The sequence below is a fragment of the Pseudocitrobacter sp. 73 genome (genome assembly GCF_008369545.1).
GTDB classification, from domain to species: Bacteria; Pseudomonadota; Gammaproteobacteria; order Enterobacterales; family Enterobacteriaceae; genus Pseudocitrobacter; species Pseudocitrobacter vendiensis.
On sequence record NZ_VTZO01000005.1, the window covers coordinates 92,578 to 118,373 of the forward strand.

General features: G+C 53.1%; 27 protein-coding genes. 11 read left to right on the forward strand and 16 right to left on the reverse strand.

The genetic code is table 11. The annotated features are described in order from the left end of the window. Positions 1–52 precede the first annotated feature (52 nt). The 5 genes from panE to F0Q32_RS04530 all read left to right on the forward strand — a co-directional run bounded on the left by panE (position 53) and on the right by F0Q32_RS04530 (position 5,126). The gene (gene panE, locus F0Q32_RS04510) at positions 53–964 is read left to right on the forward strand and encodes a 2-dehydropantoate 2-reductase (RefSeq protein ID WP_149462137.1); all 912 of its coding nucleotides are present in this window, start codon (positions 53–55) and stop codon (positions 962–964) included. Further along, the gene (gene yajL / locus F0Q32_RS04515) at positions 927–1,517 is read left to right on the forward strand and encodes a protein deglycase YajL (RefSeq protein WP_149462138.1); all 591 of its coding nucleotides are present in this window, start codon (positions 927–929) and stop codon (positions 1,515–1,517) included. Before panE ends, yajL begins: the two co-directional genes overlap by 38 nt. A gap of 290 nt (positions 1,518–1,807) precedes the next feature. Next, positions 1,808–3,070 (forward strand): PTS sugar transporter subunit IIC, encoded by a 1,263-nt coding sequence (locus F0Q32_RS04520; protein WP_149462139.1) that lies wholly within the window; start codon positions 1,808–1,810, stop codon positions 3,068–3,070. A gap of 14 nt (positions 3,071–3,084) precedes the next feature. After that, positions 3,085–4,404 carry a 6-phospho-beta-glucosidase gene (locus F0Q32_RS04525; RefSeq protein ID WP_149462140.1) on the forward strand — a complete coding sequence of 440 codons (1,320 nt, stop codon included), beginning with the start codon at positions 3,085–3,087 and terminating at the stop codon, positions 4,402–4,404. After that, positions 4,401–5,126, forward strand: a complete 726-nt coding sequence (locus F0Q32_RS04530; RefSeq protein ID WP_149462141.1) for a glucosamine-6-phosphate deaminase — start codon at positions 4,401–4,403, stop codon at positions 5,124–5,126. Before F0Q32_RS04525 ends, F0Q32_RS04530 begins: the two co-directional genes overlap by 4 nt. A gap of 34 nt (positions 5,127–5,160) precedes the next feature. Here F0Q32_RS04530 and F0Q32_RS04535 read toward each other — a convergent pair whose 3' ends face one another. The 4 genes from F0Q32_RS04535 to thiI form a co-directional block, all read right to left on the reverse strand. Beyond that, on the reverse strand, positions 5,161–5,895 hold the full coding sequence (locus tag F0Q32_RS04535; protein ID WP_149462142.1) for a GntR family transcriptional regulator: 735 nt from the start codon (positions 5,893–5,895) through the stop codon (positions 5,161–5,163). A gap of 69 nt (positions 5,896–5,964) precedes the next feature. Then, entirely contained in the window at positions 5,965–6,594 is a 630-nt protein-coding gene (locus tag F0Q32_RS04540; protein ID WP_149462143.1) for a hypothetical protein, read from the reverse strand. A gap of 59 nt (positions 6,595–6,653) precedes the next feature. Further along, on the reverse strand, positions 6,654–7,286 hold the full coding sequence (locus tag F0Q32_RS04545) for a hypothetical protein (protein WP_149462144.1): 633 nt from the start codon (positions 7,284–7,286) through the stop codon (positions 6,654–6,656). Between the two features lie 213 nt (positions 7,287–7,499). Beyond that, complete coding sequence (thiI, locus tag F0Q32_RS04550) at positions 7,500–8,948, reverse strand: tRNA uracil 4-sulfurtransferase ThiI (RefSeq protein ID WP_015965598.1); 1,449 nt, start codon at positions 8,946–8,948, stop codon at positions 7,500–7,502. A 210-nt stretch (positions 8,949–9,158) separates the two neighbouring features. Between thiI and xseB the strand changes: the two genes are divergently transcribed. From xseB to F0Q32_RS04570, 4 genes are read left to right on the forward strand one after another with little or no spacing between them, the layout of a single operon-like run. Next, on the forward strand, positions 9,159–9,401 hold the full coding sequence (gene xseB, locus F0Q32_RS04555) for an exodeoxyribonuclease VII small subunit (RefSeq protein WP_108474822.1): 243 nt from the start codon (positions 9,159–9,161) through the stop codon (positions 9,399–9,401). Further along, positions 9,402–10,301 (forward strand): (2E,6E)-farnesyl diphosphate synthase, encoded by a 900-nt coding sequence (gene ispA, locus F0Q32_RS04560; RefSeq protein WP_149462145.1) that lies wholly within the window; start codon positions 9,402–9,404, stop codon positions 10,299–10,301. An 18-nt stretch (positions 10,302–10,319) separates the two neighbouring features. Further along, positions 10,320–12,182 carry a 1-deoxy-D-xylulose-5-phosphate synthase gene (gene dxs, locus F0Q32_RS04565; RefSeq protein ID WP_149462146.1) on the forward strand — a complete coding sequence of 621 codons (1,863 nt, stop codon included), beginning with the start codon at positions 10,320–10,322 and terminating at the stop codon, positions 12,180–12,182. A gap of 57 nt (positions 12,183–12,239) precedes the next feature. Next, the gene (locus F0Q32_RS04570; RefSeq protein WP_149462147.1) at positions 12,240–13,214 is read left to right on the forward strand and encodes an aldo/keto reductase; all 975 of its coding nucleotides are present in this window, start codon (positions 12,240–12,242) and stop codon (positions 13,212–13,214) included. Positions 13,215–13,341: 127 nt separating this feature from the next. Here F0Q32_RS04570 and pgpA read toward each other — a convergent pair whose 3' ends face one another. From pgpA to nrdR, 6 genes are all read right to left on the reverse strand, one after another. Then, the gene (gene pgpA / locus F0Q32_RS04575) at positions 13,342–13,845 is read right to left on the reverse strand and encodes a phosphatidylglycerophosphatase A (protein WP_255475138.1); all 504 of its coding nucleotides are present in this window, start codon (positions 13,843–13,845) and stop codon (positions 13,342–13,344) included. Next, complete coding sequence (thiL, locus tag F0Q32_RS04580; protein ID WP_149462149.1) at positions 13,838–14,809, reverse strand: thiamine-phosphate kinase; 972 nt, start codon at positions 14,807–14,809, stop codon at positions 13,838–13,840. The genes pgpA and thiL overlap by 8 nt, the downstream gene beginning before the upstream one ends. Positions 14,810–14,883: 74 nt before the next feature. Continuing rightward, positions 14,884–15,303, reverse strand: coding sequence for a transcription antitermination factor NusB (gene nusB, locus F0Q32_RS04585; RefSeq protein WP_015965605.1), 420 nt, complete (start codon positions 15,301–15,303; stop codon positions 14,884–14,886). Between the two features lie 21 nt (positions 15,304–15,324). Beyond that, on the reverse strand, positions 15,325–15,795 hold the full coding sequence (gene ribE, locus F0Q32_RS04590; protein ID WP_001021161.1) for a 6,7-dimethyl-8-ribityllumazine synthase: 471 nt from the start codon (positions 15,793–15,795) through the stop codon (positions 15,325–15,327). 83 nt (positions 15,796–15,878) lie between these two features. Beyond that, positions 15,879–16,982, reverse strand: coding sequence for a bifunctional diaminohydroxyphosphoribosylaminopyrimidine deaminase/5-amino-6-(5-phosphoribosylamino)uracil reductase RibD (gene ribD, locus F0Q32_RS04595; RefSeq protein WP_149462150.1), 1,104 nt, complete (start codon positions 16,980–16,982; stop codon positions 15,879–15,881). A gap of 3 nt (positions 16,983–16,985) precedes the next feature. Next, positions 16,986–17,435, reverse strand: a complete 450-nt coding sequence (nrdR, locus tag F0Q32_RS04600) for a transcriptional regulator NrdR (RefSeq protein ID WP_108474814.1) — start codon at positions 17,433–17,435, stop codon at positions 16,986–16,988. A 153-nt stretch (positions 17,436–17,588) separates the two neighbouring features. Here nrdR and F0Q32_RS04605 point away from each other — a divergent pair, with 153 nt between their 5' ends. Together F0Q32_RS04605 and F0Q32_RS04610 are read left to right on the forward strand one after the other, a co-directional pair. Further along, complete coding sequence (locus F0Q32_RS04605; RefSeq protein WP_149462151.1) at positions 17,589–18,131, forward strand: DUF3251 domain-containing protein; 543 nt, start codon at positions 17,589–17,591, stop codon at positions 18,129–18,131. A gap of 291 nt (positions 18,132–18,422) precedes the next feature. Continuing rightward, the gene (locus F0Q32_RS04610; protein ID WP_149462152.1) at positions 18,423–19,277 is read left to right on the forward strand and encodes a nucleoside-specific channel-forming protein Tsx; all 855 of its coding nucleotides are present in this window, start codon (positions 18,423–18,425) and stop codon (positions 19,275–19,277) included. Between the two features lie 180 nt (positions 19,278–19,457). Here the strand turns inward: F0Q32_RS04610 and yajD are convergent, their stop codons facing one another. From yajD to tgt, 6 genes are all read right to left on the reverse strand, one after another. Next, entirely contained in the window at positions 19,458–19,805 is a 348-nt protein-coding gene (gene yajD, locus F0Q32_RS04615; RefSeq protein WP_015965610.1) for an HNH nuclease YajD, read from the reverse strand. Positions 19,806–19,844: 39 nt separating this feature from the next. Then, positions 19,845–21,245 carry a Xaa-Pro peptidase family protein gene (locus F0Q32_RS04620; RefSeq protein ID WP_149462153.1) on the reverse strand — a complete coding sequence of 467 codons (1,401 nt, stop codon included), beginning with the start codon at positions 21,243–21,245 and terminating at the stop codon, positions 19,845–19,847. A gap of 113 nt (positions 21,246–21,358) precedes the next feature. Beyond that, complete coding sequence (gene secF / locus F0Q32_RS04625) at positions 21,359–22,330, reverse strand: protein translocase subunit SecF (RefSeq protein ID WP_113858774.1); 972 nt, start codon at positions 22,328–22,330, stop codon at positions 21,359–21,361. A 10-nt stretch (positions 22,331–22,340) separates the two neighbouring features. Continuing rightward, complete coding sequence (gene secD / locus F0Q32_RS04630) at positions 22,341–24,188, reverse strand: protein translocase subunit SecD (protein WP_149462154.1); 1,848 nt, start codon at positions 24,186–24,188, stop codon at positions 22,341–22,343. A 27-nt stretch (positions 24,189–24,215) separates the two neighbouring features. Further along, on the reverse strand, positions 24,216–24,548 hold the full coding sequence (yajC, locus tag F0Q32_RS04635; RefSeq protein WP_108474808.1) for a preprotein translocase subunit YajC: 333 nt from the start codon (positions 24,546–24,548) through the stop codon (positions 24,216–24,218). A 22-nt stretch (positions 24,549–24,570) separates the two neighbouring features. Then, positions 24,571–25,698 (reverse strand): tRNA guanosine(34) transglycosylase Tgt, encoded by a 1,128-nt coding sequence (gene tgt / locus F0Q32_RS04640; protein WP_149462155.1) that lies wholly within the window; start codon positions 25,696–25,698, stop codon positions 24,571–24,573. Between the last annotated feature and the right edge of the window lie 98 nt (positions 25,699–25,796).

The window sequence follows — 25,796 nt, forward strand, 5'->3', positions numbered from 1 at the left end:
AGCTTAGCGCCCGAGGCTATAATTTGGGTGTCAACGCCGTTCAGGAGGCAGTGTGAAAATTACAGTACTAGGATGTGGCGCGCTGGGCCAGCTATGGCTTACAGCGTTATACAAAAAAGGATTTGATGTTCAGGGCTGGCTACGCGTCCCCCAGCCTTACTGTAGCGTAAATCTGCTTGAGCTGGATGGCACGGTATTTAATCAGTCCGTAACCGCTAACGACCCCGACTTCCTGGCGCACAGCGACCTTTTGCTGGTGACGCTAAAAGCCTGGCAGGTCTCCGACGCGGTAAAAACGCTGGCAAAGAAACTGCCGGCAACGTCCCCTATTTTGCTTATCCATAACGGCATGGGCACAGTAGAAGAGTTGAACGACGTTACGCAGCCGCTGCTGCTGGGCGCAACCACGCAGGCCGCCCGCCGGGATGGCAACATCATCATTCACGTCGCCAACGGCACCACGCACATTGGCCCGGCCAAACACTACGACCGCGATTACAGCCATCTGGCGGTTACCCTGCAGGACGTTCTGCCCGATGTCGCCTGGCACGACAACATCCACTCGGCGATGTGGCGCAAGCTGGCGGTAAACTGCGTAATCAACCCATTGACCGCGCTGATGAACTGCCCGAACGGAGAGCTGAGCCAACATTTAGCGCAAATTGAGCTTATCTGTGCGGAAGTTGCCCATACCATGGCGCGAGAAGGCATTCATACTTCGACGGAAAACCTGCTATTTTACGTCACCCAGGTGATTGAACGCACAGGAGAAAATATCTCCTCCATGCTTCAGGATGTTCGGGCGCTGCGACACACGGAAATCGACTATATCACCGGTTATCTGCTCCGACGCGCCCGCGCCCACGGCCTTAGCCTGCCGGAAAACACCCGCCTGTATGAACAGATTAAACGTAAGGAGAGTGAATATGAGCGCGTCGGCACTGATTTGCCTCGCACCTGGTAGTGAAGAGACGGAAGCCGTCACCACTATCGACCTGCTGGTTCGCGGCGGCATTAACGTCACCACGGCAAGCGTCGCCAGCGATGGCAACCTGACTATCGTCTGCTCGCGCGGTGTGAAGCTGCTGGCCGATGCCCCGCTGGTGGAAGTCGCCGATGGCGATTTCGACATCATCATCCTGCCGGGCGGCATCAAAGGCGCAGAATGCTTCCGCGATAGCCCGCTGTTGGTTGAAACCGTGCGTCAGTTCCACCTCTCCGGGCGTATTGTGGCCGCAATTTGCGCCGCGCCCGCCACCGTACTGGTCCCGCACAATCTCTTCCCTGTCGGCAATATGACCGGCTTCCCGACGCTGAAAGATCAGATCCCGGAAGATCAGTGGATGGACCGTCGCGTCGCGTGGGATCCGCGTGTAAACCTGCTCACCAGCCAGGGGCCTGGCACCTCGATTGATTTTGGCCTGAAGATTATCGACCTGCTGGTTGGGCGTGAAAAAGCCCATGAAGTCGCCTCACAGCTGGTGATGGCGGCGGGGATTTATAACTACTACGAGTAACCCGTTTGAAATGCCCGATGGCCCTGCGCTTATCGGGCCTTCGATTTTTTGTGCGAGCGCTCACAGAACATCACTTTTTTCCCCTCTTAATTTCCTGACCCGTACTGTCACCCCATAAAAAAACATCATTTATTCAATTAGATATTTAACAAAACTTGCCTTTTGGCAACGCATTGACTCGGAAATCAATCCGTGAAAAACTCCGCATCAACTGGTATATACCAGTTAAACTCCTGAGAAAGAGATTTAATAAACAGGGGAAATACAACACCTCACTGGAGGCATTTCTCGTGGTCACATTTATTGAAAATCGTATTATTCCGTTGCTGATTAGGATCGGGGAAGATAAACATCTGGTCGCCGTGCGTAACGGCATTGTTTTGACGCTTCCCTTTACCATTACCGGAAGTCTGTTCCTCATTCTGGCCAATTTGCCCATCCCAGGCTGGGCGGAGTTACTTGGGCCTTTTGCTGCTAAGCTTAGCGCTCCTGCGGCAGTCACCTTTGGCGCCATTGGCTTAATTTCATCAATTGGCATCAGTTATAATTTAGCGAAAGAATATAAACTCAGCGCGATAACCTGTAGCGTGGTATCCGTTGTCGTTTTTTTACTGGCGCAGTTAAATAATGAATATCAGCTTAACGTTGATAACCTTGGCGCGGCGGGCCTCTTCTCAGCCATTATTCTGGCGATATTTACCGTTCAAACTTTGCGTTTTTTTATTACGCGCAACCTGGTTATTAGCCTGCCCGATGGCGTGCCGCCTGCGGTCGCACAATCTTTTTCCAGCCTGATTCCGGCCATTTTTGTCATCACCCTGGTGTGGCTGATTCGGGTATTACTCAACTTCGATATCAATAGTTTTTTCACCTGGCTGGTCAGCCCGCTGGTTAGCGGCCTTGGCTCACTGCCCGGTATGTTAACGCTGATTTTCCTGATTTCTCTGCTCTGGTGCTGCGGTATTCACGGCGATAACGTGTTATCCGGTATTACCAGCCCGATTTTTCTAAAATATATCGCGGAGAACACCCAGGCTTATCTTAACCACCAGCCCATTCCCCATATTACCGCCGATGGTTTTTATATCGTCTTTATGTGTATCGGCGGTACGGGCGCAACGCTGGGTCTGGTGCTGGCGATGCTGCGTTCTCGCAGCAAACTTTATCGCTCAGTGGGTAAACTCTCGGTCACGCCTGCGGTATTTTGCATCAACGAACCGGTGATATTTGGTTGCCCGGTCGTCTTTAACCCGCTGCTAATGATCCCTTTCACCCTGACGCCGATGCTGCTGTGCACCGCCACCTATTGCCTGATGTATTTCGACATTATTGGCCGCCCTGTTCTGCAAATCCCCTGGACCATGCCGCCTATTTTCGCTGCCTGGTTTGTCACAGGGGGAAATATTCCGGCGGTGATTTGGTCCATCTGCACCATTGTCATCTCAGCTCTGATTTACCTCCCCTTTTTCAAACTCGCCGAACGCAAGCAGGTTGAAAGAGAGCTGGCAGAAGAAAAAGGCGAAGACGCTTTCGCCACCACAGAATCCGCTTAATAAAAGGATGTCCTATGCAAAAGCTTAAAGTTGTCACCATTGGTGGCGGGTCCAGCTATACGCCGGAATTAATTGACGGATTTATTAAGCGCTACGCTGAATTACCCGTTACTGACTACTACCTGCTGGATATTGAGGAAGGAAAAGAGAAACTCGAAATCGTTGGTAAGCTGGCGCAGCGTATGGTGCAGCAAGCTGGCGTGCCGATGAACATACATCTGACGCTGGATCGCGAAGAAGCCCTGAAAGACGCCGATTTCGTAACCACCCAGCTGCGCGTCGGTTTTCTTGAAGCCCGTATCACCGATGAGCGTATTCCGCTGAAATATGGTGTACTCGGCCAGGAAACTACCGGCCCAGGCGGTTTTATGAAAGCCCAGCGAACCATTCCCGTGCTGCTCGATATCTGCCGAGATATGGAAAAATGGTGCCCCAATGCATGGCTGATTAACTTTACTAACCCGGCAGGTATTGTCACCGAGGCGATTACCCGCCACAGCAATATTAAAACCATTGGTATTTGTAGCGGCGCGAACAGCATGATGATGGATATCGCCAAAGCATATGGCGTGGAAAAGTCCGCTATCGATACACGCATTATCGGCCTGAACCACCTGATTTTTGCCGACCGCATCGCCATTCACGGTGAAGATAAAACCGATGATTTTATTAACAAGCTCGCCGAAGGCAGCGCCAACAACTCGTTGAAAAATATCCCGGATATCGGCTTCACTGCCCGTTTTGCTCAGGCGCTGCATATGTATCCGATTTCCTACCTGAAATACTTTTTCCTCAATCGCGAAATGGTGGAAACCGCGCAGCAGGATGCCGCCACGAAGGGCACGCGTGGCGAACAAACGCGCGAAATAGAGAAACGTCTATTTGAGCTTTATCAGGATGAACACCTGAATCATAAACCAAAAGAACTGGAGAAACGCGGAGGTGCATGGTACTCCGATACCGCCTGTTCAATCATCAGCGCTATTTATAACGATAAAAAAGAGATCCACGTGGTCAACACCGTCAACAACGGCACCACGCCGGATCTGCCGGATCACGTCACCCTTGAGACCAATGCGGTTATCGACAAGCATGGCGCGCACCCTGTCGCTTATGGCCGCCTGCCGGTGAAAATTCGTGGTTTGATTCAGAGCGTGAAAGCCTACGAAGAGCTTACCGTCGAAGCCGCCGTTACCGGTGATTACGATACCGCTTTACTGGCGCTGAGCATCAACCCGCTGGTGCCTTCGGCAACCATTGCAGAGCAGATTCTTGATGAGTATCTGGACGTCAACCAACGCTATCTTCCGCAATACGCTAAGGAGGCAAAATGAATATTGAAATTCGCCAGGATTACCCGGCACTGTGTGAATATGTCGGTCAACAGGTTATCCAGGCGCTGAAAAACAAACCCGATGCGCTGGTCTGCATTGCTGGTGGCGATACCCCGCTTGGCGTCTTTAAGGTGCTGGTTGAAGCCAGCCAGCAAGGGCTTGATCTCTCACGCGCCGCATTTGTTGGTCTGGATGAGTGGCTCGGGCTGGGGCGCGAGGATAAAGGCAGCTGTCGGGAGATGGTATATAGCCATCTCTTCGATAAGCTGCCGCTTCGCCCGGATCAAATCTGCTTTTTTGACGGGCTGACGGCGAACCCGCAAGCGGAATGCCAGCACGTCGATGCCTTCATCGCGGAACATGGACGCATTGATATTCTGGTGCTGGGCATTGGCATGAACGGACATATTGGCTTCAACGAACCCGGCGCGGACCTCAACAACCGTTGCCATATCGTTCCGCTGGATCCCATCACCAAAGCGGTATCCGTCAAATATTTCGGCGGCGCGCGCGACGTCACGCATGGTATTTCCCAGGGGTTGAAAACGTTACTGGAAGCACGACAGATTATCGTGATGGCGAATGGAGAGAAGAAAGCGGAGATTGTCGCCACCACGCTAAACAGCGAGCCGACAACAGCCATACCCTCGACGCTGGTGAAAAATCACGCGCACTGCACGTTGGCGCTGGATGCCGCTGCCGCGAGCCTTGTTAAAGGTTAAACATGCGGGTCGGGGGAAATACCCCGGCCCTTTCTCAGCGCTCAATGCGCATATTTTTAACCCGGAAGATATCGGCGCGGTTATAGCTAATGGAGTAGTTAAAGGTGATACCGCCTTCGAGGCGAGTGACTTCGGTGATTTTTAGCATTGGCAGCCCCGGCGAAATATTCAGCAACGACGCCTGCTCACGGTCAAAAAGCGCGGCTTCGATCAGTGAATCGGCATCTTTGATTTTCTTATGCGTAAAGGTCTCGATGTAGCCATACAACGATCCCTCTTTAAGCACCGATTCGGGAATCGTCTCTATCACCTGGCAGGGGATATTACTGTCTTCAATCAACACGGCTTCTCCATCGAGAAGACGAATACGTCTGATAAACCAGACCGCATCGCCCACAACCACATCAAGCTGCGCGGCAAGCGCCTCATCCGCCTGAATCTGCTTAAAATCCACCAGTAGACTGGTTACCGCCACCCGTCCCTGAAATTCGCGCGAGAAGCCCAGAATACTGTCGCTTTTTTCATTATTGAGGATATAGATATTAGATTCGGTGTTTTTCAGCACAAACATGCCTTTGCCATGAATGCGCTCGATAAACCCTTCCTGAACCAGACTGGCCATCGCCTTCTGTACCGTCACGCGCGTCACACCGTAAACCGTCGCCAGTTCGCGCTCGGAAGGGATGCTTTCGCCTTTCTTATATTTCAGGCTGAGAATATCTTTTTTGATCTTCTCTTTAATTTCCATGTACTTGTGTACTTTTTGCATACTGCCCTCGCCGCTGGTGTTGAGGAGGTACTTTAGCACCAGGGGTTACGGTGTTGCCAGCAAGCGGCATTACTTATCGGTAATCTTACTGGCGGCAATCTGTTGGTGACAAAAATCCAAAAGTGCTTTGCGCGGATATCCAGGCAAATTAATCGGGATCCATAAAAAGCCCTGTATACCCAGGTCAATGTAGTCATTATGACCATCACTTAAAATACCTTTTGTCTTTGACCAGGGTATGAATGCGTAGCCATTATTACTTTTCCATTGAACACCAGAATAGGTTAACTCCAGACAATAGCCATGGAGTACAAACTCACTCACCGCAAAGAAGCCACGACGAACATGAATAAAGTAACGATGAAACATAATACGAGTAAATATCGAACCAAGGATAAATATTGTCAAAAAAAACGTAAACACATTATTATTTCGTATTCTAACGCTATAATGTTCTGCACCTATTCGCCATACAGACACTGCGAGATGATAATGGCTATTAACGAAATAAAATATGAAAAGAATCCCACTAAATATTAGTATCTTTTTCATCCACACCAGCCATGCTGGCCGCCGGGGTAAATGCCTCCGAACAAGAGAACTTGCCCACGTATAATGTTTAAAAGACAGACAACCTGCCGGAATATTAACGCTGTATCTGACATTATTAGAATTTATGTTTGATTGAGTTATTTCCATATGTTTACCCTATTATTTCCATCAAATGCCCGATGGCGCTGCGCTTATCGAGCCTACGGCTATTGAGCTATATTATGAATCGCAATTTGTTTTTGGATGAAATGGATGGCGGGTTTTCGTAATTCACCCCGGATCTCATGTGGAATCCACGCATAATGAGATCCTTTCATCAAAATATAATCATGGTGCCCTAACAAAACAACAGAATTTACCTCAGACCAGGCAACAAACCCACAGGACGTTCTGTTTACCCACCCCATCCCAATATCAGTAAAAAATAACGCATAACCGTTTTGACAGCTTTCATTTTGCTGAAACAACCGATGATATAACTTATTTGTTGATATTTTTATTCCGCTAATTGCCAGTGCAACACCTAAAAAGATACTGATAACAACGAAATAAAGTACCTTTAAATTGGATAAATATAACAACAGTTTTCCAGACTCATTGACCCAGATAGATAAGCTTGCCTGAAGGCTTACCAGCGAACCAATAAGCGTAAAAGTTAAAAGGCTTAAAACAAGCCATATTACTAACGTTTTTAACATCGATGCGGAGCGTGGAGTCCGCCCACGTTGTACGTAGCGAAATCCTGTAAAGAATTCATTAAAATCCAGCGAGCCACCAGGAATAGTCAGTTGAAAACGAACATCACCTATATCATGCCAACCTGCATCGCGTAGATCCATTTGCAATTCACTCCATCCCTTTCCCCCCTGAAACCCGAATTGTACCCACCACGAATAACCTCCGCATGTCCGTAAAAATACCTTTTGTAGCTGATAGCTAATCAGCTACCAGTTCAAGATACAAGGTCGGATAAGGCGCAGCCGCCATCCGACAACCGCAGCCATAAAAAAACCTCGCATCGCGAGGTTTTTTCTTCAGCAATAACCATGCACTTACGGGCGATAAACCTTCACGTTAGCAAAGCCCTGCTCGCGCAGGTAAAGCGCCTGCAGGCGGCTCATCACGCCGCGCTCGCACCACAGCAGGTAGTTTTTGCTCTGGTCGAGGTTGCCGAACTGGGTGCTCAGCTTGTAGAACGGCAGAGAAGCAATTTCCACGCCTTCCACTTTCAGCGGTTTGTCATCCTGCTCATCAACGGAACGAATATCCAGGATCACATCGTTGTCGCCAAAACCGCTGACGGTTTCGACTTCCACCACTGCCTGCTCGGTCTGCTGCGCAATTTCGCGAATGTCGAGGTTGTTGGCATTTGCCACCACATCATCCAGGATGCTGAAATCGAAGTGCTCTTCTTCCGCTTCGATCTTCGCCTTCACCGCTTTGATGGTTGGGCTTTTCGAGATCACGCCGCAATATTCCGGCATGGTACGCGCAAAGTCTTCCGTACCGATTTCACGCGCCAGATTGATGATGTGCTCTTTATCGTGGGAGATCAGCGGGCGCAGGATCAAGGTGTCGGAGACGTTATCAATTAAACGCAGGTTGGTCAGCGTCTGGCTGGAAACCTGCCCCAGCGCTTCACCGGTCACCAGCGCCTGTACGCCGTAGCGTTCAGCCACTTTCGATGCCGCACGCACCATCATACGTTTCAGCACCACGCCCATCTGGCCATCGTCGATTTTCTCGAGAATTTCACCAACCACCGGTTCGAAGTTAATGGCAACAAAACGCACGCGGTGGGAACTACCGAAGCGGTTCCACAGGTAATGCGCAACCTGACGCACGCCGATTTCGTGCGCCGCGCCGCCAAGGTTAAAGAAGCAGTAGTGCACGCGACAGCCTCGACGCATCAGCATGTAGCTGGAGACGCCGGAGTCGAAACCGCCGGAAATCAGCGACAGCACATCTTCCTGGGTACCGATCGGGAAACCGCCAATACCTTCATAACGGCCTTTGACCAGCAGCAGGCGATCGTTTTCGATCTCCAGGTTAACGGTGACATCCGGGTTGGTCAGCTTCACTTTCGCCGATTCAACGTGCTGATTCAGGCCGCCGCCGACGTAGCGCTCGATCTCAATCGAGGTGAATTCGTGTTTACCACGACGTTTCACGCGCACGCAGAAGGTTTTGCCTTCGATTTGATCGCGGTACTGCACCAGCGCTTTTTCAAAGATGTCGTGCAGCGAGGTGAACGGCACATCTTCAACTTCAAGAATATGGTGGATGCCCGGAATACGGGTCAGGGCGTCACGGATATCCAGGCGCTGATTTTCATCTTTGGCGCGAACTTCGATGTGATCCCAGTGACGAACAACGGCAAGCGTCTCGTCATAATGCTTTAGAACGTTACGAATGTTCCCGGTTAAAATTTTAATAAAGCGCAACCGCACAGATTGGCTTTTGATGGTGATTTCCGGGAACAATTTAATGATAAACTTCATGGCGGCAATGGTTCGTTGGCAAGCCCGATGCGGGCTGTAGGTAAAATTTGTACTGCAGCGCACCGGGGTACCTGCATCCAGGTCGCGGAGTATACCATCTTCGTGGTTAAGCTGCGCGCTTTCCCATATACCATTGTGTGTTATTTGATTCAGGACGCGACTGGGCTACCATAGTCGTCATCGCGATATAAAAAGAGCTGATCATTCACTATGCCAAAGAAAAATGAAGCCCCGGCCAGTTTCGAAACTGCACTCACCGAACTGGAGCAGATCGTTAATCGTCTCGAAAGCGGCGATCTTCCGCTGGAAGAGGCACTGAACGAATTCGAGCGCGGCGTACAGCTGGCGCGTCAGGGGCAGGCCAAGCTGCAACAGGCGGAACAACGCGTGCAGATCCTGCTGGCAGACAACGACAACGCTTCTCTGACCCCTTTTACGCCGGACAATGAATAAATGGATTTTTCGCAGCAGTTAAATGCCTGCGTCGAACACGCCAACAGCGCGTTGCGGCGTTTTATTGAGCCTCAGCCCTTTCAGAACACTCCGCTGGTTGAAGCCATGCAGTATGGCGCACTATTAGGCGGTAAACGTCTGCGCCCGTTCCTGGTATACGCTACCGGGAAAATGTTTGGCGTCGATCAGCTCACGCTTGACGCCCCCGCTGCCGCCGTCGAGTGCATTCATGCCTATTCGCTGATGCATGACGATCTTCCGGCGATGGACGATGACGATCTGCGTCGCGGCCTACCGACCTGCCACATTAAATTTGGCGAAGCGAATGCAATTCTGGCCGGCGATGCCCTGCAAACGCTGGCGTTTTCTATACTGAGTGATGCGCCGATGACCAACGTGTCGGACCGCGATCGCCTGGCGATGGTTTCTGAACTGGCACAGGCCAGCGGCGTCGCGGGCATGTGCGGCGGTCAGGCGCTGGATCTCGATGCAGAAGGTAAGCATGTTGATCTGGCAGCGCTTGAGCGTATTCACCGTCATAAAACCGGTGCGTTGATTCGCGCCGCTGTGCGTTTAGGTGCATTGAGCGCAGGCGAGAAAGGCCGTAGCGCTTTGCCACTGCTGGATAAGTACGCTGAATGTATCGGCCTGGCATTCCAGGTTCAGGATGACATTCTGGATGTGGTGGGTGATACTGCGACCCTCGGAAAGCGCCAGGGTGCCGATGAGCAATTAGGCAAAAGCACCTATCCCGCACTGCTGGGCCTTGAGCAAGCCCGCACTAAAGCCCGTGACCTGATTGAAGAGGCCCGTCAGTCGTTAACTGAACTGGCCGCACAGTCACTGGATACTACTGCACTGGAAGCGCTGGCGAACTACATCATCCTGCGCGACAAATAAACAATAAATGAGTCTCTGATGAGTTTTGATATTGCCAAATACCCGACCCTGGCGTTGGTCGATTCCACTCAGGAGTTGCGCCTGCTGCCAAAAGAGAGCCTGCCGAAGCTGTGCGATGAACTGCGTCGTTATCTGCTCGACAGCGTGAGCCGTTCCAGCGGACACTTCGCCTCCGGGCTTGGCACGGTGGAACTCACCGTGGCGCTGCACTATGTCTACAATACGCCGTTCGATCAGCTGATTTGGGACGTGGGTCATCAGGCCTATCCGCATAAAATCCTGACCGGACGCCGCGACAAAATTGACACCATTCGTCAGAAAGGCGGCCTGCACCCGTTCCCGTGGCGCGGCGAGAGTGAATATGACGTTTTAAGCGTCGGCCACTCCTCGACCTCTATTTCTGCCGGGATTGGCATCGCCGTTGCCGCCGCGCGTGAAGAGAAGCAGCGTCGCACGGTATGCGTCATTGGTGATGGCGCAATTACCGCTGGCATGGCCTTTGAAGCGATGAACCACGCGGGCGATATCAAACCTGACATGCTGGTCGTACTGAACGACAACGAGATGTCGATTTCCGAGAACGTCGGCGCGCTGAATAACCATCTGGCGCAACTGCTTTCCGGCAAACTTTACTCTTCTCTGCGCGAAGGCGGCAAAAAAGTGTTCTCCGGCGTACCGCCGATTAAAGAACTGCTTAAGCGCACCGAAGAGCATATCAAAGGCATGGTGGTGCCTGGCACGCTGTTTGAAGAGCTGGGCTTTAACTACATTGGCCCGGTCGACGGCCACGATGTGCTGGGTCTGGTGAATACGCTGAAAAACATGCGTGACCTTAAAGGCCCGCAGTTCCTGCACATCATGACCAAAAAAGGGCGCGGCTACGAGCCTGCCGAAAAAGATCCTATTACGTTCCATGCGGTGCCTAAATTTGACCATACCAGCGGAAAATTACCGAAAAGCAGCGGCGGCCTGCCCTCTTATTCTAAAATTTTCGGCGACTGGCTGTGTGAAACGGCGGCTAAAGACAGCAAATTAATGGCGGTGACGCCTGCAATGCGTGAAGGCTCCGGCATGGTCGAATTTTCGAAAAAATTCCCAGACAAGTACTTTGACGTGGCAATCGCCGAACAACATGCGGTGACCTTCGCCGCGGGCCTGGCGATTGGCGGGAATAAACCGATTGTGGCGATTTACTCCACCTTCCTGCAACGCGCCTACGACCAGGTTATCCACGATGTGGCTATCCAGAAACTGCCGGTGATGTTCGCCATCGACCGCGCGGGGATTGTCGGCGCTGACGGGCAGACGCACCAGGGCGCGTTTGACCTCTCGTTCCTGCGCTGCATCCCGGAGATGGTCATCATGACGCCGAGCGATGAAAACGAGTGTCGTCAGATGCTGTATACCGGTTATCACTACAACGACGGCCCGAGCGCTGTGCGTTATCCGCGCGGCTGCGGCACCGGCGCTGAACTTCAGCCGCTGGAGAAACTGCCGCTGGGCAAAGGCGTGGTGAAACGTCAGGGTGAGAAAATCGCCATTCTGAACTTCGGGACGCTGTTACCTGAAGCCGCGACGGTCGCAGAGAAACTCAACGCCACACTGGTGGATATGCGTTTTGTGAAACCGCTTGATGAAAGTCTGATTCTTGAGATGGCTGAGCAACACGATGTGCTGATAACGCTGGAAGAGAACGCCATCATGGGCGGCGCAGGCAGTGGCGTTAACGAGGTGCTGATGGCAAACCGTAAAGCGGTGCCAGTGCTGAATATCGGCCTGCCGGACTTCTTCATTCCTCAGGGCACGCAGGAAGAGATCCGCGCCGACCTCGGTCTTGATGCGGCAGGCATCGAAGCCAAAATCGCGAACTGGCTGGCATAACCCTCCTCTCCGCTCCTGCTATGCTTAAAGGTAAACCTTATAAGCAGGAGCGGAACCATGCAATACAACCTCTTAGGACACACCGACCTTCGGGTTTCCCGTCTTTGCCTGGGCTGCATGACCTTTGGCGAGCCGGATCGGGGCAAACACGCCTGGACCTTACCCGAAGAGAGCAGCCGCCCTATCATTCAGCGCGCTCTTGAAGGTGGCATTAATTTTTTCGACACCGCCAACAGCTATTCAGACGGCAGCAGCGAAGAGATAGTAGGCCGCGCCCTGCGCGATTTCGCTCGCCGTGAAGACGTCGTGGTCGCGACCAAGGTTTATCATCAGGTCGGTGACCTGACGGAGGGACTTTCCCGCGCGCAAATTCTGCGATCCATCGATGACAGCCTGAAACGCCTGGGGATGGAGTATGTCGACCTGCTGCAAATCCACCGCTGGGATTACGGCACGCCAATTGAAGAGACGCTGGAAGCGTTAAACGATGTAGTGAAAGCGGGGAAAGCACGTTATATCGGCGCGTCCTCGATGCACGCGCGGCAGTTTGCTCATGCGCTGGCGCTGCAAAAACAGCACGGCTGGGCGCCGTTCGTTACCATGCAGGATCATTACAACCTGATTTACCGTGAAGAAGAGAATGAAATGCTGCCGCTGTGCAACCGCGAAGGCGTGGCGGTGATCCCCTGGAGCCCGCTGGCGCGTGGACGCTTAACCCGCCCGTGGGGCGAAACCACCGCGCGTCTGGTGTCCGATGAGTTTGGTAACACGCTCTACAGCACCACCGAAGCGAACGATGCGCAAATTGCCGAGCGGCTGGCGCACGTAGCGGACGATCTTGGCGCAACCCGCGCCCAGACGGCGCTGGCGTGGCTTTTGAGCAAACCGGGGGTGGCGGCACCGATTATCGGCACATCGCGGGAAGAGCAGTTAGATGAGTTGTTGAACGCGGTGGATTTAACGCTGGAACCGGAACAGATTGCGGAGCTGGAAACACCGTATCAGCCGCATCCGGTAGTAGGGTTTAAGTAAGGCCCCTCACCCTAACCCTCTCCCACAGGGAGAGGGAACCGACCGCGGATATATTCAAGACCTGCTCTGGTTTTCACCCTCTCCCTGTGGGAGAGGGCCGGGGTGAGGGGGAAAACCCCCGCGCCCCCTAAATCACACCAATCGGCCAATGATGCCCGATAAAATACAGTATCCCCGCCGAAATCACCCCAGCGACGATGTCGTCAACCATAATCCCCATACCGCCGTGAACGTTACGGTCGAACCAGCGAATCGGCCACGGTTTCCACATATCGAGAATACGGAAAATCACAAACCCGGCGGCAACCCACTGCCAGTCCATCGTCGGCAGCGCCATCAACGTAATCCACATGCCGACGAACTCATCCCACACGATGCTGCCATGGTCGTGGACGCCCATGTCTTTTGCCGTCTGGTGACACAAATATACGCCGATACAAATACTGAGCATCACCACCAGCGAATAGAGCTGCCACGGGAGGAAGGTCATCAGATACCAGAAGGGAATCGCAGCCAGCGAGCCCATTGTCCCCGGCACAATCGGGCTTAAGCCGCTACCGAAACCGACCGCCAGCAGGTGCCAGGGATTGCGTAAATTGAGACGGCTTTTCGCCACGTCTTTGCTAGCCAAAGTGATCGAATCCCTTATAGTCGAACGTCACGACGTCGCCGCCGCGTTGAAAATGCATTCCGTCTACGTCAGCGCTCATCTGGCCGATGCAGGTAAACGGCACGCCAAGATGGCCTAACGCCACGTCCAGCGCGCCGCGGTTAAGTTCCGGTACGGTGAAGCACAGTTCGTAATCCTCTCCGCCGGAAAGTGCCCAGCGCATCGCCTGTTCGCCGTCAACATGACACTGCATCGCCTCAGAATAAGGGAGTGCATCCAGGTCGATTCGCGCGCCGCATTCGCTGGCTTTCAGAATATGACCGAGGTCAGAAACCAGGCCGTCGGAAAGATCGATCGCCGAACTGGCGAGGTCGCGTAGCGCCTGCCCTTGCAGAATGCGCGGCGTCGGGCGCAGGTGGCGTTTAACCAGATACGTGTTATCCGTTTCATCGCTCACCGTCAGGCGGTTCTGCAGAATCGCCAGCCCGGCGGCGCTATCCCCCGGCGTACCGGTGACATAAATCCAGTCGCCCGGTTTTGCGCCCGAGCGCTTCAGTGCCCGGCCGACAGGCACGTAGCCATGAATACCCAGCGTCATGGAAAGCGGACCTTTCGTCGTATCGCCGCCAATCAACTGCATATCGTAGTAATCGAGTTGTTGAAACAGACTATCGCTGAACGCTTCAAGCCAGCGTTCATCCACCGACGGCAGTGTCAGGGCTAGCGTCAGCCATGCCGGGTCTGCGCCCATTGCCGCGAGATCGCTGACGTTTACAGCCAGCGCTTTATACGCCAGGTCGGCGGGGTCGATATCAGGAAGAAAATGAATGCCGGACACCAAAGTGTCGGTGCTGATTGCCAGGGTCTGTTTTTCGGGAATATTGAGCAACGCGCAGTCGTCACCGATTCCGGTCTCAACATCAAAGCGGGCGCTTCTTACGCGGTCAAAATAACGGGCAATCAGGGAAAATTCGCCGCATGCCATACGTTATGCCTCTGCAGGAGAATAAAACAAGGCCGGGGAATGCGGCAAAAACCACACTCGCACCGGCCTGCAGATTACTTTTTCTTGGGGCGGATTGCAGGAGCTGCTTTATCCAGCACGCCGTTGACAAACTTGTGGCTGTCTTCAGCGCCAAAGGTTTTTGCCAGTTCGATAGCTTCGTTGATAGCCACTTTATACGGCACATCATCACGTTTGGACAGCTCGAACAGCGCGATACGCAGCACCGCTTTTTCCACCTGACCCAGCTCTTCGAGCAGACGAGACAGGTAAGGTTTCATCAATCCATCGAGGTACGCGCTGTTAGTCGCCACCCCGGACAGCAGTTCACGGAAGTACATTACGTCTACATCTTTGACGTCCTGTTCCGCCAGGAACTGGTATTCAACATCGGCGATGTCGTTCTGGGACAACTGCCAGGAGTAAAGCGCCTGAACGGCACACTCACGGGCGCGGCGACGAGCAGCAGGTTTCACGGAATTCCCCTTACAAAAAAATCAGGCCTTAATGGCTTTCAATACATTAATCATCTCAAGCGCGGTCAGTGCAGCTTCTGCACCTTTGTTACCGGCTTTGGTGCCAGCACGTTCGATGGCTTGTTCAATACTTTCAGTGGTGAGAACACCAAAGGCTACCGGGATTTCGCTGTCCTGAGCGACGTGCGCCAGGCCATTGCTTGCCCCGCCAGCGACATATTCGAAGTGTGCAGTGCCGCCACGGATAACCGTACCCAGTGCAATCACCGCGTCATATTTACCGGTTTTCGCCAGCGCGCCAGCCGCCAGTGGCAGTTCGTAAGCGCCAGGCACCCAAACAACGGTAATGTTTTCATCTTTGACCTGACCAATACGTTTCAGGGCGTCAATCGCACCTTCCAGCAGGCTGTCGTTGATAAAGTTGTTGAAACGCGCAATGGTGATGGCGACGCGAGCGTCCGGGGTAGCAACGTTAGCTTCAATAATGTTCATACTCTTCCTTTGGGTTCATTTGCCCCGCAGGGGGGCGGATTTTATCATAATATTCTGTGCGCTGCTTCCCTTTTCAGGAGGCATTACGCGTTCGTCAAATGCAGGCAAATATCCGGGCCTACATGGCGTATCTCGTTGAATTTGAAATGGGGGGCGTCGGCCAGTTTCTCAAGCCCTGGCAGGACACATAATCCACGCGCATCGCTGCCTAAAAGTTTAGGCGCTACGTAGACAATAAGCTCATCAACGACCCCCGCCTGAATCAGCGCGCCAGCAAGTGTCGGCCCGGCTTCCACCCAGATGCTGTTAATCTGCTGTTTACCAAGCTGCATCATCAGTAAAACCAGATCAACATGACCATTATGCTCTGGCGTAATCATCGATTTTACGCTTTCTGGCCAGTGGCGTTCATCGCTTTGCGTACGTGCAAACCAGGTTTCGCCGGGCTGCTGTACGATGCGGTGCTCGGGCGTAACGCGGTTCTGGCTATCGATCACAATACGTATCGGCTGGCGCAGGTTTTCCTCGGCATAAAGCGCCTGAGTCTCCGCGCTCAGTTCATTCCAGCGTACGGTTAACGCCGGGTCGTCGGCCAGCACCGTGGCGCTGCTGGTGAGAATTGCGTGGCTCTCTGCGCGCAGACGCTGCACATCGCGACGCGCTTGCGGCGAGGTAATCCACTGGCTTTCGCCGCTCGCCATCGCCGTACGCCCGTCCAGCGACGCGCCAAGTTTGAGCTGAACATACGGGAAGCCTGTACGCATGCGTTTCAGGAAGCCTTTGTTCAGCGCTTCCGCTTCACTCATCATCAGGCCGTGGCTGACCTCGATACCCGCCTGTTGCAGGCGATAAAGCCCACGTCCGGCTACTTGTGGGTTAGGGTCCTGCATGGCGGCCACCACGCGGGAAACACCTGCGGCAATCAGCGCGTCGCAGCAAGGTGGCGTGCGACCGTGATGACTACAGGGTTCAAGCGTCACATACGCCGTCGCGCCTTTGGCTTTTTCGCCCGCCATGCGCAACGCATGAACTTCTGCGTGCGGCTCACCGGCCCGGTAGTGAAAACCTTCGCCGACGATTTCGCCCTGATTGACAATGACGCAGCCGACACGCGGGTTAGGATGAGTGGTGAAGCGACCACGCGCGGCAAGTTTCAGCGCGCGCGCCATGTACATTTCGTCGTGCATAGCTTAGTCCTGTAGACGAGCGATCTCTTCGCCGAATTCTTTAATATCTTCGAAGCTGCGATAAACCGACGCAAAGCGGATATAGGCCACTTTATCGAGCTTTTTCAACTGTTCCATCACCAGGTTACCCAGCAGTTTGCTCGGCACTTCACGTTCCCCGGTGGCGCGCAGGTGCGATTTAATGTGATTGATCGCCATTTCGACGTCATCGGCACTGACGGGACGCTTTTCCAGCGCTTTCAGCATGCCGCTACGCAGCTTGTCTTCATTGAATGGTTCGCGCACATCATTGCTTTTTACGACGCGCGGCATCACTAGTTCAGCCACTTCAAACGTGGTGAAACGTTCGTTGCAAACCAGGCATTGCCGACGGCGGCGGACGGAGGAGCCCTCGCCAACCAGACGAGAGTCGATCACTTTGGTATCTACGGCGAGACAGAATGGGCAGTGCATACATCGTCCTGACTATGAGGTGGTAACTGAAACCTATTTTACCCTGATATGGCTCGACAACAAAGGAAGAGCGTTTTTGAGACAATGGATCGATGCCAGAATCCCTTTTGCGATCTACCATTACGTGATCCCGACCATAAGGAAACAGACATAATGACAAGACGTTACCTAAGAATTGCCGTACTGGGAAGCCTCTTTAGCCTGACCGCCTGCGCACAGCAAGCCGAGGTTCGTCAGATGCACGAAAGTATCAGTACGCTCAATCAGGAAATGACCAAACTGAACAAAGAAACGGTGAAGATCAGCCAGCAGAACGCGCTGAATGCGAAATCTGCCAGCGGCGCCTACATCATTCCCAGTTCCAATACGGCTGCGCTGCTGAAGAGCCAGATAGGCACGCTGCGCCTGTCTTTGCGCAACATCGCGCCAAACGCGCAGGGTACGGCGGTAACGCTGCGTATCCAGGGCGAGTCTAACGATGCGCTACCGGCGTTTAGCGGCACGGTAGAATACGGTCAGATTCAGGGCACAACCGACAACTTCCAGGAAGTTAACGTGCAGAATCAGCTCATTAACGCGCCAGCCAGTATTCTCGCGCCCAGCGATGTCGATATTCCGCTACAGCTGAATGGCATTACGCCGGAGCAACTCGGGTTTGTTCGCGTTCACGATATTCAGCCCGCTACCGTACAGTAAGCACAGCTTCGCGCCAGACATCTCTGGCGCAAATTTTCCCCCATATCCCCTCTCACCCATTCATCTCTTTTTTTTGAAGATTGGCAATCATTCACAAGATAAGTACAATCGCCGCCGTTCAATCTACGCAAACGTGAACGCAATCGATTACGTATATGAAAAATGTGTGACCCGTAACTGATTTTTGTGAGCAATGATTCTTATAATAGGCACGCAGAAATACGAAACATTTTGTAAAGCTTCGACGCTTACTTTCATTCCCGTTAGGGATTTTTTATCAGTGGCAAACATATGAAAAAAACATTATTAGCAGCCGGTGCTTTAGTGGCACTCTCCGCGTCTTTCACTGCCGGTGCAGCAGAAAATGACAAACCACAGTACCTTTCCGACTGGTGGCATCAGAGCGTCAACGTGGTAGGCAGCTACCACACCCGTTTCGGGCCGACGCTGCGTAACGACACCTATCTGGAATATGAAGCCTTCGCTAAGAAAGACTGGTTTGATTTCTATGGTTACGTCGATGCGCCGCGTTTCTTCGGTGGCGACGGTAACTCTCGCGGTATCTGGAACCACGGTTCCCCGCTGTTTATGGAAATTGAGCCACGTTTCTCTATCGACAAGCTGACCAATACTGACCTGAGCTTTGGTCCGTTCAAAGAGTGGTACTTCGCGAACAACTATATCTACGATATGGGCCGCAACAGCGAAGGCCGTCAGAGCACCTGGTATATGGGTCTGGGTACCGATATCGATACCGGCCTGCCGATGGGGCTGTCTCTGAACGTGTATGCCAAATATCAGTGGCAAAACTATGGCGCATCCAACGAAAATGAGTGGGATGGCTATCGTTTCAAAATCAAATACTTCGTGCCGATTACTGACCTGTGGGGCGGTAAGCTGAGCTACATCAGCTTCACCAACTTCGACTGGGGTTCAGATCTGGGCGACGATCAGTACCGCACCAGCAACTCTATCGCGTCCAGCCACATTCTGGCGCTGAACTACGATCACTGGCACTACTCTGTGGTCGCGCGTTACTTCCACAACGGTGGTCAGTGGAAAGATGGCGATGAGCCGGTATGGCAGGCTGAACCGATTAAATCCAACGGCTTCGGCTGGTATCTGGTGGCGGGTTACAACTTCTGATTTCGCTGCTTGCCGGATGGCGGCGTGAACGGCTTATCCGGCCTACGGAATCCAGGTAGGCCCGAGGTGGCGTAGCCGTCATCCATCAATGTAGGTCGGGTAAGGCTTAGCCGCCACCCGACGTCAAAGCGCATCAGGCAAAAAAAAGCACCGCACGTTCTCAACGTCAGTGCTTTTTTGTTACTTCTTCTTATCCATCATCGCCTTCAAATCGGCAAAGGGATTGTACTTCGCCTCACCCACATCTTTTTGCGCGTCTTCCCCGGCAATTACCGTTGAACCGTATTGATCCGCTTCGGTATATTTCGAGTGCTCGTGATCGTGACAGAACAGGCACAATAGCTCCCAGTTGCTGCCATCTTCCGGGTTATTGGTGTGGTCGTGATCCATATGGTGAACCGTTAACTCACGCAGGTTCGAGTAAACAAACTCACGCGAGCAGCGCCCGCAGACCCACGGAAACAGTTTCAGTGCTTTTTCGCGATAGCCGCTTTCCAGCCGCGCGTAATTTTTAGGGATGATGGCCATAATTGCTCAGTAATGAAATTAAAGGTTTTGGACAGTTTATCACTCTGTACACACCAACGCTCGCGTTGGGTCGAGCAGCCAGGGGCGCAGATACCCCACCGTATTCGACAACGGTAACACTTCGTCCGGCAGGCTAAGGCCTAAATGCTCTTTGATGTAATGGCGACGCATTAACACGCGGTTCCACAGCTCTGGGTATACCTGCGCAAGCTCATCTCGCAGCGCTTTATCGGCCAGTGCGACAGTGTCTTCGATGCTGGCTCCGGCGTAACCTGCGCGGGATGGAATGATGTCAATTTGCAGTAACATACCGCTGCGCAGCGGTATGCTGGAGTCCGGGCCAATCGGCGAGCACAGCCATTCTTCATCCGCCACCAGATGGCCCGGATTGAGGTGCCAGTGATACTCCGCCTTCGGCAATACCTGTTCAATCAGCGCATACATTTCACTGCCCAACATACCCGGGCGGAGGTGGGTGAGCCAGGTCGCAACGGCGCGATAGTAAGGCTTCGCCACCACGTCGAGATAATCCGCTACCTCCGGTGCCAGTTCGCTTTCATCCGCCACCACATACGCCGCACGGCTGCTCAGGCCGCCTTTGTAACTGGTGGTGAGCGAAAATTTGTCACCGCGCTGTATCTGTTTATCGCCAGGGTAAAGATTGGCATTGGCGAAGCGATCGCCAGTTGCGGCAATCATCACGACGTTATTCGGCTGCCCCTGAGCCGCAAGCAATGCGCCGATCTGCTTTTCGGTTTTTCCTGGCTCGATGGCATTCAGGGCATCGAGAATCGCCGTTGACGCCAGATTCGCGCCATACTCGTAGTGCGCCAGTTCATTGGCGTTATTGACCGTTCGCGCACCGTGTTCTGGCGAGATAAAAATCCCGGTGGCATTGCACAGCGTGGCTTCCGGCCCTGCCGCCTGACGAATAGCCTCAACGATAAAAGACGGGAGATCAAACATCTTCCAGGAATCGTCATGAGCCCCAGTAAACAGTTTCCAGCCCACCAGGCCATAGTTTTTTCCGGCAACGATGCCGGCATTTTGTAGCACATCCGGCAGTGATTGTTGATTGTCCATCGGCTGGTTAGGCAGGGAGAACCATGGGGCGTGCACCACCCTGTTTTCCAGCCGCGCATGCGCCGCCAGTTTCAGGTTTTCGTTACCGAGCACCAGCACAGCATCCCCCTCACTGTGCAATACCAGTAGCGCCTCTTCGAAGCGCGGGATAAATCCGGTGAGATACTCAAAATTGCCGCCGTGCTCTTTGTCGGCATAAATCACCAGCGTGTCCAGCCCGCGAGAGGCCATCCCGGCCAGTACTTTGGCTTTGCGCTCACGCAGAGTTTCATCGCTTAAGATCACGGAGGGAAGATGATGCCAGATGGCTGGCTGCGGTACGGTTTGCAGAGAAAGGGAATCGAGTGTGATGGTCACTGGCGTTACTCCATGTCAAAGGCCATCCACGGAGAGTAACCAATATTGGCGAGACTGTAATAAAAAAATCCCGGCCTTGCGACCGGGATTCCGATTCTGACGAGAAAGTCGTCTTACGGCAGAATTGACGGTTGATCCGCCCCTTCTTTCTCGACTTTCTGCTGCAGCATATGCTCGCGCTTCATACCCAGTTTCAGCGCCAGTGCAGACGCAACATAGATAGAAGACGCGGTACCGATAGACACACCAATCAGCATGGTCAGTGAGAAGCCTTCCAGTACCGGACCACCGAAGAGGTACAGCATCAGAATGACCACTAACGTCGTACCGGAGGTGATCAACGTACGGTGCAGCGTTTGGGTCAGTGACACGTTAAAGATTTCGTAAGGCGTCCCGCGACGAATTTTGCGGAAGTTTTCACGAATACGGTCAGATACCACGATGCTATCGTTCAACGAGTAACCGATAACCGACATCAACGATGCCACGATAGTCAGGTCAATCTCGATATGGAATAACGAGAGTATCCCCAGCGTAATGATAACATCGTGCGCCAGTGAGATAACCACACCCGCCGCCAGTCGCCACTCGAAGCGGAAACCGACGTAAACGAGGATAGAGATCAGCGCCACGATCAGCGCCATTGCACCGGTTTGCGCAAGGTCTGCACCCACGCTCGGCCCAACGAACTCGATGCGTTTCACTGCCGCGTTCTGACTGGTGGATTCGTTAATCACCTTCAGAACCTGGCTCCCCAGCACCTGACCGCCATTTTCGCCTTCAGTTGGCGGCATGCGGACCATGATGTCGTGGCTGCTACCAAAGTTCTGCAGCTGCGGCTCTTCAAAGCCCGCCTTCTGCAGCGCTTCACGCATCACATCAATTTCAGCCGGTTTTTCCAGCGTAATTTCGATTACCGTACCACCGGTGAAATCGAGCCCCCAGTTGAAGCCGCGTACGCCCATAATGACGATGGCAGCCACCAACAGCAGGCCAGAGATGCCGAAAGCCCAGTAATCCCAGCGCATAAAGTCATAGACTTTACGGCCGTGGTTCAATTGTTCAACAGTATATTCCTGTGCCACAACGCACTCCTCAGATTGACAGCTTGTTGATGCGTTTGCCGCCATACAACAGGTTTACGATGGCACGCGTACCGACAATTGCGGTAAACATCGACGTTGCCACACCGATACCGGTGGTAATAGCAAAGCCTTTGATTGCCCCGGTGCCGACTGCATACAGGATCAGAACTTTAATCAGCGTGGTGATGTTCGCATCAAAGATGGAACTGAATGCGCCCGCATAACCTTCGTTGATTGCCTGCTGCACCGAACGCCCGTTGCTCAACTCTTCTTTGATACGTTCGTTGATCAGTACGTTGGCGTCGACCGCCACCGCAAGGGTTAGCACGATACCCGCAATACCCGGCATACTCAGCGTGGCCCCTGGCAGCAGCGACATGATACCGACGATCAGTACCAGGTTAGCAATCAGCGCGCTGGTCGCGATCAGACCAAATTTCTTGTAGAAGAAAATCATGAACAGGATAGAAACGGCCAGACCCGCCAGACATGCTTCCAGGCCCTGTTTGATGTTCTGCATACCCAAAGTTGGGCCGATAGTACGTTCTTCAACAATCTGAATCGGCGCAATCAGCGCACCGGCACGCAGCAGCAGAGAGAGCTGACGCGCTTCGTTCGGGTTGTTGATACCGGTGATACGGAAGCTGTTCCCCAGGCGAGACTGGATGTTGGCGATGTTAATCACCTCTTCCTGTTTCACCAGTACAGAACGCCCGTTCGCATCTTTCTTACCGCTGTCTTTGTACTCCACAAACAGGGTCGCCATCGGTTTACCGATGTTGTCCTTGGTGAAGTTAGACATGGTGTTACCACCTGCGCTATCCAGCGAGATGTTAACCTGCGGCTGGTTATATTCGTCCTGGCTGGAAGTGGAATCGGTGATATGGTCACCGGTCAGAATCACGCGTTTGTACAGCACAACCGGCTGACCTTCACGGGTCTGTTTCACTTCAGAGTCGCCCGGCACACGGCCAGATGCGGCTGCGGACTGGTCAACGTTGGTGTTCACCAGACGGAATTCCAGGGTCGCGGTAGCACCCAGAATTTCTTTCGCACGCGCGGTATCCTGAATACCCGGCAGTTCAACGACGATGCGGTCCGCACCCTGACGCTGTACCACAGGCTCAGCTACACCCAGTTGGTTAACACGGTTACGCAGAATGTTGATGTTCTGCTGTACCGCATATTCACGCGCTTCGCTCAGACGCGCATCGCTCATGACTGCACGCAGCTGGTTGCTGCCCTGATTAGTGATAACCAGGTCGCGGTGACGGGAGCTCAGCCAGGTATTCGCCTGATCGCGTGCCGCGCTGTCGCGGAACAGAATCGTCAGACCATAGTTATCTGACTTACGAATATTGGAATACGGAATGTTTTTCTCGCGCAGGTCACTGCGCAGACTGTCGATATTTTGTTCCTGAAGCTTACCGAGCGCCGTGTCCATATCCACTTCCATCAGGAAGTGAACACCACCGCGCAGGTCAAGACCCAGCTTCATCGGCTCGGCTTTGATCATCGCCAGCCAGCGCGGGGTTGCAGGAGCAAGGTTTAGCGCCACGACGTATTTATCACCCAGCACGCTCAGCAGCGCTTCACGAGCACGCAGCTGGACGTCGGTGGAGTCGAAGCGCGCAAGAATAGCGCCCTCTTCCAGTGCCACAGACTTAGCGGTGATTTTTTCTTGTTGTAAAGTATTCTGGACCTGGATCAGCGTTTGCTCACTGGCGGCGGCTCCGCGCGCACCAGTGATCTGAACAGCCGGATCCTCACCATACAGGTTGGGAAGTGCGTAAAGCAGGCCGACGATAATCACGACGACCAGCATGATGTACTTCCACAAAGGATAACGGTTTAACACGGCAGTTCCCTTTGGGAAAACAGTAAATTACAGCGCCTTCATGGTGCCTTTCGGCAGAACGGCAGCTACGAAGTCACGTTTGATAACCACTTCAGTGGTGTCGTTCAGCGCGATAGCAATGTAGCCAGATTCCGCTACTTTGGTTACGCGACCAACCAGACCACCGTTTGTCAGCACTTCATCGCCTTTCGCGATGGAGTCCATCAGCTTTTTGTGCTCTTTGGTGCGTTTCTGCTGTGGGCGCAGGATCATGAAGTAGAAAATCAGACCAAACACTACCAGCATCAGAATCAGAGACATCGGGCTGCCCTGTGCTGCGCCACCCGGTGCTGCTATCGCATCAGAAATAAAAAAGCTCATTAAAATTCCCTCATTATTAATATTAATCAACGTTCAAAGCTGGAACTTCGCGCCCCTGACGTTGGTAAAAATCGGTCACGAAGCTCTCTAATTTACCCTCTTCGATAGCCTTGCGTAAACCAGCCATTAAACGCTGATAGTAGCGAAGGTTATGAATCGTGTTGAGACGTGCGCCCAGTATTTCGTTGCAACGGTCTAAATGATGCAAGTACGCACGTGAATAATTGCGACACGTATAGCAATCACACTCAGCGTCGAGTGGACTGGTATCGCTCTTATGCTTCGCATTACGGATTTTCACCACGCCATCGGTCACGAACAGATGACCATTGCGCGCGTTACGCGTTGGCATAACGCAGTCAAACATATCGATACCGCGACGCACACCTTCAACCAGATCCTCTGGTTTACCGACGCCCATCAGGTAACGCGGTTTGTCAGCAGGAATTTGCGGGCAGACGTGCTCCAGGATGCGATGCATGTCTGCTTTCGGTTCACCTACTGCCAGGCCGCCGACAGCGTAGCCATCAAAACCGATATCTACCAGACCTTTAACGGAGATATCTCGTAAATCTTCGTAAACGCTACCCTGAATGATGCCAAAAAGCGCATTTTTATTGCCGAGGCCATCAAAACGCTCGCGGCTACGCCTGGCCCAGCGCAGAGACATCTCCATGGAGCGTTTAGCATAGTCCCAGTCCGCCGGATACGGCGTACATTCGTCAAAGATCATCACGATATCTGAACCGAGATCGTACTGAATCTCCATCGATTTTTCCGGATCGAGGAAGATAGGATCGCCGTTGATCGGGTTACGGAAGTGTACGCCCTGTTCGGTTATCTTACGGATATCGCCAAGGCTGAAGACCTGGAAGCCGCCGGAGTCGGTGAGGATCGGGCCTTTCCACTGCATGAAGTCATGCAGATCGCCGTGCAGTTTCATGATTTCCTGACCCGGGCGCAGCCACAGGTGGAAGGTGTTGCCGAGGATAATCTGTGCGCCGGTAGCTTCAACTTCTTCCGGCGTCATGCCTTTTACGGTGCCGTAGGTACCGACGGGCATAAAGGCAGGCGTTTCCACTACGCCACGATCGAAGACCAGGCGGCCACGGCGTGCGCGTCCGTCGGTGGTGTCCAGTTCAAATTTCACGCTATTCTCCTGCATCAGAGAGACAGTCTGATGGTTAATGTTGCGAAGTGAGGTTCACCCTCACCCCGGCCCTCTCCCTGAGGGAGAGGGGGAAAAAC